The 10,000-nt window shown below is 45.9% G+C and carries 8 protein-coding genes and 1 pseudogene; 4 read left to right on the top strand and 5 right to left on the bottom strand.

The features are described from left to right. Nucleotides 1-1,060, top strand: a 1,060-nt coding sequence (gene guaA / locus LDL40_RS03315; RefSeq protein ID WP_300993675.1) for a glutamine-hydrolyzing GMP synthase, incomplete at its 5' end; no start/stop codon positions are given. A 203-nt stretch (nucleotides 1,061-1,263) separates the two neighbouring features. On the opposite strand, the gene LDL40_RS03310 is transcribed toward guaA, so the two are convergent. Continuing rightward, nucleotides 1,264-1,482, bottom strand: coding sequence for a hypothetical protein (locus LDL40_RS03310; RefSeq protein WP_233081293.1), 219 nt, complete (start codon nucleotides 1,480-1,482; stop codon nucleotides 1,264-1,266). Nucleotides 1,483-1,675: 193 nt separating this feature from the next. Here LDL40_RS03310 and tadA point away from each other — a divergent pair, with 193 nt between their 5' ends. Next, the gene (gene tadA / locus LDL40_RS03305) at nucleotides 1,676-2,197 is read left to right on the top strand and encodes a tRNA adenosine(34) deaminase TadA (RefSeq protein ID WP_300993674.1); all 522 of its coding nucleotides are present in this window, start codon (nucleotides 1,676-1,678) and stop codon (nucleotides 2,195-2,197) included. Here tadA and LDL40_RS03300 read toward each other — a convergent pair. Next, nucleotides 2,187-2,354, bottom strand: a complete 168-nt coding sequence (locus LDL40_RS03300) for a hypothetical protein (RefSeq protein WP_300993673.1) — start codon at nucleotides 2,352-2,354, stop codon at nucleotides 2,187-2,189. The two genes, tadA and LDL40_RS03300, sit on opposite strands and share 11 nt — an antisense overlap. Before the next feature lie 60 nt (nucleotides 2,355-2,414). Further along, on the bottom strand, nucleotides 2,415-3,866 hold the full coding sequence (mltF, locus tag LDL40_RS03295) for a membrane-bound lytic murein transglycosylase MltF (protein WP_300993672.1): 1,452 nt from the start codon (nucleotides 3,864-3,866) through the stop codon (nucleotides 2,415-2,417). Nucleotides 3,867-4,017: 151 nt separating this feature from the next. On the opposite strand from mltF, the gene purL reads away from it, so the two are divergent. Then, a complete protein-coding gene (gene purL, locus LDL40_RS03290; protein ID WP_300993670.1) occupies nucleotides 4,018-7,911 on the top strand; it encodes a phosphoribosylformylglycinamidine synthase in 3,894 nt (1,297 codons plus the stop codon). 217 nt (nucleotides 7,912-8,128) lie between these two features. Next, nucleotides 8,129-8,791 (top strand): PilZ domain-containing protein, encoded by a 663-nt coding sequence (locus tag LDL40_RS03285; protein ID WP_300993669.1) that lies wholly within the window; start codon nucleotides 8,129-8,131, stop codon nucleotides 8,789-8,791. Nucleotides 8,792-8,846: 55 nt separating this feature from the next. Here LDL40_RS03285 and LDL40_RS03280 read toward each other — a convergent pair whose 3' ends face one another. After that, nucleotides 8,847-9,548, bottom strand: a complete 702-nt coding sequence (locus LDL40_RS03280) for an OmpW family protein (protein WP_300993668.1) — start codon at nucleotides 9,546-9,548, stop codon at nucleotides 8,847-8,849. A 192-nt stretch (nucleotides 9,549-9,740) separates the two neighbouring features. Continuing rightward, a pseudogene (locus LDL40_RS03275) lies at nucleotides 9,741-10,000 on the bottom strand (GNAT family N-acetyltransferase); the annotation flags it as partial.

Genomic DNA, 10,000 nt, shown 5'->3' with positions numbered 1-10,000 from the left:
CCAGTTCTATGGCGTACAGTTCCACCCTGAAGTGACTCACACACGTCAGGGCCTGCGCATGTTAGAGCAGTTTGTGGTGGATATCTGTGGTTGTGAAAAACTCTGGACGCCAGCCACCATCATTGATGACGCCATTGTTAACATCAAAAAGCAGGTTGGTGATGATCAGGTAATTTTAGGTTTATCAGGTGGGGTCGACTCTTCAGTGGTCGCCATGCTGTTACACCGTGCCATTGGCAAAAACCTGACTTGTGTCTTCGTCGATAACGGCTTACTGCGTTTAAACGAAGGCGCTCAGGTGATGGATATGTTTGGTGATCATTTTGGTCTGAACATTATCCATGTCAAAGCCGAAGACCGCTTCCTGGATGCCTTAAAAGGTGTGTCAGAACCTGAAGCCAAACGTAAAATTATCGGCCGCGTTTTTGTTGAGGTTTTTGACGAAGAAGCGAAAAAACTGACCAATGCTAAGTGGTTAGCTCAGGGTACTATTTACCCTGACGTGATTGAATCTGCCGCTTCTAAAACCGGTAAAGCTCATGTGATTAAGTCGCACCATAACGTCGGTGGTTTACCTGCGGATATGAAAATGGGTTTAGTGGAGCCGCTGCGTGAGCTGTTTAAAGACGAAGTGCGTAAAGTAGGTTTGGCTTTAGGTTTGCCATACGACATGCTGTACCGTCACCCATTTCCAGGCCCGGGTTTAGGTGTGCGTGTATTAGGTGAAGTGAAAAAAGAATACTGCGATTTATTACGCAAAGCCGACGCGATTTTTATCGAAGAGCTGCGTAATTCAGGCTGGTATGACAAAGTTAGTCAGGCTTTTACTGTATTCCTGCCAGTGAAATCTGTCGGCGTAATGGGCGATGGCCGTAAATACGACTGGGTTGTGTCTATCCGCGCTGTAGAGACAATAGATTTTATGACGGCACACTGGGCACACTTGCCTTATGAGCTGTTAGGTCAGATCTCAAATCGCATAATCAATGAAGTGAACGGTATTTCCCGCGTGGTGTATGACATATCAGGTAAGCCGCCAGCAACTATTGAGTGGGAATAATCTCCCCTTCGTACTTGAAGCCGCAACGTTGTTGACTGCGTGTTCTCGCCCAAGTCACATAGGATAGCTATGCTCCTTGGGTCTCGAACACTTGTCGCCTGGCTGCAACTCCAATTACTTTGGGTAGACCCTTCGTACTTGAAGCCGCAGCTTTAGGTCGATGGGGTAGACAAGGGGCAGATTTAATCTGCCTCTTTCGCTTTTTACAGCTTATTGATTTCGTGTTTCAATTGATAGGATTTATCTGTCACTATAGTCTCTAGTGTAGCAACCCGTTGTTTCAGCTGTTCAATTTGCTGACGAAGCTCATCGCCGCTGGCTGATGACTGTTGCAACTTAATTTTAGTTTTATTGTGGTTTTCATAAAATGCATAGGCAAAAGCGCCTAAGACTGCGATAAAGCCTACGTCAAATACTCCCATGATAGTCCCTCTGTATAAGTTAAATGCAGTACTGGTTAAGCAATTGCTATACCATAATCATTATTTGATTCATTATCAAAGTGTTAGCTATTTTCGCCTCAGTTCATTTGTAACAAAAAAACTAAAAGATAGTCAAAAGCTTAACCAGAGCTGGTAAAATTCGCCAGATTCAGCGGTAAGATAAGAGGCAAAGATGATAGCAGACAAAGATTTACACTGGATGCAATATGCCTTGCAACTGGCCGATAAGGCTGAACAAAGTGGCGAAATTCCGGTAGGTGCTGTGCTGGTCAAAGATGGTCTGGTGCTGGGCGAAGGCTGGAATCAGTCGATCCAATTGAATGATCCTTCCGCACATGCTGAGATGATTGCTATCCGGCAGGCGGCAGAGAAAATTGGTAATTACCGCCTGATTGACTGCACCTTGTACGTTACTTTAGAGCCCTGCGCTATGTGCGCTGGTTTGTTGGTGCACAGCAGAGTAAAAAGGCTGGTGTTCGGTGCTAAAGACGCAAAAACTGGTGCTGCCGGTTCTGTGCTCGATATAGTGCGCCATCCGGTGCTGAATCATCAACTTGAGGTGCAGGATGGTCTGTTAGCACAACAATGTGCAGATAAACTCTCCGATTTTTTCCGTAAGCGCAGAGCTGAACAAAAAGCTTTAAAACAGCAAGAAAAACAACAAAGTATTCCGGAAGGGCACCTTAAGCAATAAGGTCGGTAGAACCAGCTAAATCCTGGATAGACTGAAAAGAACGGCGACGTCTGTTTAACTTCAGCATCGTCATATTACGACTGACTCTTCTTCTGCTGGATGCAACATCCATTAATCGCCGCTTGCGCAGCATTTTAGGCTTTTTACGTTTTAACATAGATGACTCCAATTTAATTTCGCTAATATAAAAGCTTAGCGATGCAGTTACAACTCCGGATTACTTGGGGCCGGGAGTGGCGGTGTTCCCTGACTTTTCCGCTGAGTTTACCGCTTTATCACCAAACTGTTCGTTAAGCCTCTGCTTTTGTTGATCTAACCTTTGCTCGGTTTTTCTTTTTTCATCAACCCATAACAGCGTGTCGTAAAAGCGGCGCACGTTTTCAACGTAATAAACTGCCTGAGCCCCCCGGGCATAGCCCAGCTTAGTATTTTGGTAATAACGTTTTTGTTGCAATAAAGGCAGGCGTTGTTTCACTTCATGCCACTGGTCCGGATTCGCGCCGTCACGCTCCGTTAAAACCCTGGCACTTTCGACATGCCCCCAGCCTATGTTATAGGCAGCTATAGCAAACCATAGACGGTCAGGCATTGGGATCCGTTCAGGAATGCGCTCCACCATACGTTGCAGGTATTTAGCACCACCTTTGATGCTCTGAGCTGGATCCAGTCTGCTGCTAACACCCATAGTCTGCGCTGTTCCTACGGTCAGCATCATCATACCGACGACACCAGTAGAGCTGCGCGCATCAGGTTTCCAATTCGATTCCTGATAACCAATGGCGGCTAATAAGCGCCAGTCAAAATTGCCTGCATATTTTTCAAACAAATGTTGGTAACGGGGTAAATCTTTTTCAATTGCTTTGATGTAATCGAGCGTCGCCACATAATCAAAACGCCTGATATGACCAAAGTACTTATCTTCCAGACTCAGCAAATCACCGGATTGATAGTTCTGACCAAAAAACTCAATCAGTACAGCCCAAAAGGAATCGTCTGCTTTTTTGTTCAGCAACCAGGCCACTGGCTGTTGCTCTTTCACTTTAAAAGCTACTGTTAAGTTTGGAAAAAAACGTTGATTGACCGCCAATAAATTCGAGTCGACTAAGGTATATGGAATTTTGCCGTCTTCGACTTGTTGTAGCAGTTCGTCGGCATCTTCAGATTCACTTTCCTGCCATTGCAATTGTGGATGATCTTTTTGCAAGGTACTTAGAGTTTCAGCCAGCGAACTATCCTTAGGTACCAAAATCGGTTCTTTGAGGTCTTTAAAGCTGGATGGCTTTTTCTGTCCCTTGCGGTACACCAAAACTTCGTTACGCCATAAATAAGCCGGCGCTATACGATATTTTTGTTTACGGCTTTCGGTAACCGCCAGACCACCGGCTATATAATCGACTTGACCGGAATCCAGTTTTTGTAATAACTCTTCGCGTTGATAACTGGGAAACAACTCCAGTTCAACACCTAATTTCTCAGCCAGAGCGACTGAGAGTTCATAGTCATAACCTGTAGGACCGTCAGCGCCGACATAATAGCTGGTCGGACTGTTTAAAATACCAACACGAATGCTATCTCTTTGATAAATTTGATGAAGCTGAACAGGTTCCTGTACCGGAGTACAAGAAACAACTGCTGTTAACACAGCTCCTAAAATACCAAATCGAATCATTCGGTTATGCCTTGAATATGAAAGAGCGCCATTTATACCAAAATTCCTGCATGTCGTCAGATCTTATTCATACCATTACAGACGTTTTTTCTTTATAATGCGGCGCCTGATTTTGGGTTCCATTGTCGCTCAACCAACGGAAAAAAAACCTATGTTGATCCTGCGTGGTGCACCTGCACTGTCCGAGTTTAGAGTTCAGAAGTTCATTGATCTTTGTGTTAAAGCCAGTTTGCCAGTTCATGGTGTGTATGCCGAATATATGCATTTTGCTGATTTAAGCAGCGAATTGTCGGCTGAACAACAGAGCACTTTAAGCAAATTGCTGACTTACGGACCTACTATCGTCAGCCATACACCAGAAGGTTTATTGTTACTGGTGACGCCACGCCCTGGCACTATTTCTCCCTGGTCTTCCAAAGCGACTGATATTGCTAAAAACTGTGGCCTGAGTCAGGTCAAACGTTTAGAGCGTGGTGTGGCTTATTATGTGCAGACCAGCGCTTCATTAACTGAAGCTCAACTGCAGCAGTTAAAAGGCTTAGTACACGATCGCATGATGGAAGTGGTGTTCAGCGAGTTTGAACAAGCTTCAGCATTGTTCCATAAAGCTGAACCAGCGCCTTTAAGCTCGGTCGACATCATCTCCGGCGGCCGTGAAGCTTTAGTTAAAGCCAATATCGATATGGGTCTGGCCTTAGCAGACGATGAAATCGATTATCTGGTGACGAATTTTAATCAGTTGGGCCGTAACCCAAATGATATTGAGCTTTACATGTTTGCGCAGGCCAACTCTGAGCACTGCCGTCATAAGATTTTTAACGCCGACTGGACCATAGATGGCGAACAACAGCCGAAGTCGCTGTTTAAAATGATCAAAAATACCTTCGAAAAAACACCGGATCATGTATTGTCTGCCTACAAAGACAATGCCGCTGTCATGACTGGCTCAAAAGCTGGTCGTTTTTTCCCATCTGCTGATACGCAGGAATACGGCTACAACCATGAAGATATTCATGTGTTGATGAAAGTAGAAACTCACAACCACCCAACAGCTATTTCTCCATTCCCAGGTGCAGCTACAGGTTCTGGTGGTGAAATCCGCGACGAAGGTGCTACTGGTGTAGGCGCCAAGCCAAAAGCCGGCTTATCAGGTTTCTCCGTATCGAACTTACGGATCCCTGGTTTTGAACAGCCGTGGGAAACTGATTTTGGTAAACCAGACCGTATAGTCACTGCTTTAGACATCATGACTGAAGGTCCATTAGGTGGTGCTGCCTTTAACAACGAATTTGGTCGCCCTAATATTCTGGGTTACTTCCGTACTTACGAAGAAAAAGTGCCAAGCCACAATGGCGAGGAAGTTCGTGGTTACCACAAACCTATTATGATTGCCGGTGGTATGGGTAATATCCGTGCTGAACACGTACAAAAAGGCCAAATGCCTGTTGGCGCCAAGTTAGTGGTGCTGGGTGGTCCGGCGATGAACATTGGTTTAGGTGGTGGTGCGGCCTCTTCTATGGCTTCAGGCCAGTCGGCTGAAGATTTAGATTTTGCTTCTGTACAACGTGAAAACCCTGAAATTGAACGCCGTTGTCAGGAAGTGATCGACCGCTGCTGGCAGTTGGGTGATAAAAACCCAATTTGTTTTATCCATGACGTAGGAGCAGGTGGTTTATCCAACGCCTTCCCTGAACTGGTCAACGATGGTGGTGTGGGTGGTAAGTTCGAATTACGTAACGTGCCTAACGACGAGCCAGGTATGTCGCCACTGGAAATCTGGTGTAACGAATCACAAGAACGTTATGTGATGGCGATCCCAGCTGACAAAATGGCTGTGTTTGAAGAGATTTGTAAACGGGAACGTGCACCTTATGCTGTAGTGGGTGAAGCCACAGCGGAACACCACCTGACCCTGTCAGACCAGCATTTTGGTAATACACCTATTGATTTACCGCTGAACGTGCTGCTGGGCAAAGCACCTAAAATGCACCGTGATGTGAAATCTCAGGTCACCGAAGGTAAAGCCTTAGACCTGAATGGCGTGACAGTGGCCGATGCGGCTGAGCGTTTATTACGTTTACCTACTATTGCTGAAAAAACCTTCCTGATCACTATTGGCGATCGCACAGTCACAGGTTTAGTGGCGCGTGACCAGATGGTTGGCCCTTGGCAGGTGCCGGTAGCGAACTGCGGTGTAACTGCAGCGTCTTACGATACCTATCATGGCGAAGCCATGTCGATGGGTGAACGTACGCCTGTGGCTTTATTAGACTTCGCGGCTTCTGCCCGTTTAGCTGTCGCTGAAGCTATTACCAACATTGCTGCTACTCAGATTGGTGATATTAAACATATCAAACTGTCGGCGAACTGGATGTCTGCTGCAGGTCACCCTGGTGAAGACGCTGGCTTGTATCAGGCTGTTAAGGCCATAGGTGAAGAGTTATGTCCTGCGATGGGATTAACTATCCCTGTAGGTAAAGACTCGATGTCGATGAAAACCAGCTGGCAACAGGATGGTGAACAGAAAACAGTAACCTCACCTTTATCCTTGATTATCACAGCTTTTGCCCGTGTTGAAGATGTACGCCGTACTGTGACACCTCAGCTGCGCACGGACAAAGGTGCCAGCAGCCTGATCCTGTTGGATTTAGGTCAGGGTGCCAACCGTTTAGGCGCCTCCTGTTTAGCTCAGGTCTATAAGCAGTTAGGCCAGACAGCGCCGGATCTGGAAAGCCCTGAATTACTGATGAACTTCTATCAGGCTGTGCAGGCTTTAGTGGCCCAGCAGAAATTACTGGCGTACCACGATAGGTCTGACGGTGGTCTGTTTGTCACGCTGGCTGAAATGGCATTTGCTGGTAAAGCTGGTGTTAAAGTTGACATTCAAACGTTAGGTACTGATAACCTGGCTGTGTTGTTTAGCGAAGAGTTAGGCGCAGTACTGCAGGTCGCAAACAGTGATTTACCTGTAGTGCAGGCGATTTTGGCTCAACATAATTTATCTGCTGTGGCACATTTATTAGGTGAAGTGACCAGCGATGATCAAATTCAGATTAGCCGTGGCGATCAGTTAGTCTACAGCAACAGCCGCACTACTTTACGTACTATCTGGGCTGAAACCACCTATCAAATGCAATTGATGCGTGATAACCCTGAAGGTGCTTTACAGGAATTTGTAGCGAAGGCTGATGTTACAGATCCAGGCTTAAATGCAAAATTAAGCTTTGACCTGAACGAAGATGTAGCAGCTCCTTATATCCTTAAAGGCGTTCAGCCTAAAGTCGCGATTCTGCGTGAGCAAGGCGTAAACTCTCATGTTGAAATGGCTGCTGCGTACAACAGAGCTGGCTTTAATGCAGTTGACGTGCATATGAGCGACATTTTGTCAGGTCGTCGCTCTTTAGCTGAGTTTAACGGTCTGGTGGCGTGTGGTGGCTTCTCTTACGGTGACGTATTAGGTGCAGGTGAAGGCTGGGCTAAGTCTGTGTTATTTAACGACAAAGCCCGCGCTGAATTTGCGGCGTTTTTTGAACGTGAAAGCACATTTAGCTTAGGGGTCTGTAACGGTTGTCAGATGATGTCGAATCTGAAGAGCCTGATCCCTGGTGCTGATTTATGGCCACGTTTCGTCCGTAACAAGTCAGAGCGTTTTGAAGCACGTTTCAGCCTGGTGGAAGTACAGGAAAGTGCCTCTTTATTCTTTAAAGGCATGGCAGGTTCCCGTATGCCTATCGCAGTGTCCCACGGCGAAGGTCATGCAGAGTTTGCTTCACAAGCAGCACTGCAAGCCGCGGATCAAAGTGGCACAGTAGCGTTACGTTTTGTCGATAACTATGGCAACGTAACGACTCAATATCCTTCAAATCCAAATGGTTCACCGCTGGGTATCACCTCGTTAACGACCACTGATGGTCGTGTCACTATCATGATGCCTCACCCAGAGCGTGTGTTCCGTACTGTGGCCAACAGCTGGCACCCGGATGAGTGGCAGGAAGACAGTCCGTGGATGCGGATGTTCCGTAATGCCCGAGTCTGGTTAGGCTAACAGCGCAAAAATGAAATAAACAAGACCTGCTTTGGCAGGTTTTGTTGTTTTTGTAGCGATTTTTTTAATTCGACGATTAAATAATGTTTGCTGTGCAGATTTTTTCATTTTTTTCTTGATCCTAGAAACATTTTTTTACAAACTAACTACTGTTCTGTTCGTCACCCGTTTAAGTGAGATATCCGACATGAGGTCGGTGTAGCCTAAAGGATAAGGTATGGAAGTAGCCGTTAGTTCTGAACAGCATGACAATAAAGAGTGGCTGTCCCATGTCAAAATAGGACAGCGCTTTGACTTGGAGTTATTAGATCAACGCAAAAGTCGTTGCAGCTGTGAGCTGGTAGGGTATAAAGCGGGAAAATATGTGCTGTTCCGGGTGGATGATGATACGTTACCGGACAGGTTTTTCATTAATGGCCTTGCTGTAGTCTGTCGTTTTTTAGTCGAAGATTCAGTGGGTGAGTGTTTTGCATTTAAATCTGAATTACTACAACTTACCCGTTTCCCGGATAAACTGGCTGTTATTAGTTTTCCTGCTGCTATACAACGCCGTGCTTTACGCAATGAAAGACGTAATAGTATTTTTATTCCGGCTTCAGTCAGACTTAATCTGGAAGTGGTGCAAAATGCACGCAGTTTTCAGGGGCATGTGATTGATGTCTCCAGTGGCGGTTGTCGTTTTTTATTTGATCCATCGCATCAGGGAAGCAAAGTGAATCTTGCACCTGTCATTCTGCACATCAAATGTAATAAGAATGGAATTGATCAGCAAATTCAGGGGGAAGTGCGAAATTCCAGATTGGAAGAACGTGGCTTGTCTATTGGAATTCAATTTAATTTGCCACAATTGTATTTAGATAAATTAGCTGTGGCTTCATGAAGAAGCCCTTCTGACCTGCTCCGCACTATTCAGAAGGGCTGTAATTGCCTGACGATTAGAAAGAATAACGGGCGCCTATCATCCAGACATAAGGGTCTATAGTGACGTCAACGGACTGAATACTGGTACCATTAACCAAAACCCTGCCTTCGGTGTCTATGTCCATTTTGCTTAGCATCAGATGAGCACTCCACTGATCGGCCAGCTTCACGTTCACCCCTGCCTGCATCGCCAGACCCCAGGAGTCTTTTAACTTCAGTTCCACTCTGTCATTTGCATCAGTGACATTTAACGCCTGTAAGGTACTGACTAACTCGCCAGATACGTCTTCCTGGAAGAAGTTGGTGTAGTTCAGACCCAGGCCTACAAAGGGATCAAATCTGCTGTCGCCCAGATCAAAATGGTACTGTGCTAATAAAGTGGGTGGTAAATGTTTAGTACTGCCTAGCGGTAAGCCATCTATAGCTGAGCCTTTTACCTGAACGTCATGCTTAAAGGGAGTGGCCGCTATCAGTTCAATGGTCCAGTTTTTGGTCAGTTGGTAGTCAACAGTGATACCCAGTTGGGTATTATTGTCGACGGCCACTTCGGTAGACTTTGCCGGTAAACCCGCTACTGTTTCTACCACATTAAGATGGCTGCTAGAGTCCTGTGGTAACACGGAAATTGCGCCTACATTGACAGACCAGCTCGCCAGAGCTGGAGCCGCAGAGGCAGCGAATAACAGGGATGCAATTGTTTTATAGCTTGTTTTCATCAGAATGATCCTTAGCTTGAGAAACTGGCGTCATTCTGCGCTTCTGGTGCGGTGAAACTTTGCCCCAGATCAATTCTTCTGATAAACCCTTAGTTTATATAGGGCTTTTATTGATATAAAACAAACAAATGCAGCGAGGCTAACTTAAAAGAGGCATTGGCAATATGGCTTCTGCCTCTTTTGAATCAGACATCAGGAGATATAGCGTGCTTTTTTATTGTCTTTTAGCTTGGTCATGTCAACCAATACCAGACCGTCGACGCAGTCTGCAAAGTCAGGGTCAACACCAAAAGCCAGAAAACGTACACCGCCAGGTTCAGTCAGTTCACTGTATTGTTTGTACAGGGTAGGGATGCTGACGCCCATATTAGCCAGTAAGTGTTTGAGCTGGACGAAATCCTGGCTATAGTTGTCGCCACTAAAATGCTGTTGCAGCTGGCTTAAAGTATCCA

The sequence above is a fragment of the Rheinheimera sp. genome (genome assembly GCF_020217005.1).
Taxonomy (GTDB): Bacteria; Pseudomonadota; Gammaproteobacteria; order Enterobacterales; family Alteromonadaceae; genus Pararheinheimera.
This window is presented reverse-complemented; position numbering and strand designations above follow the sequence as displayed.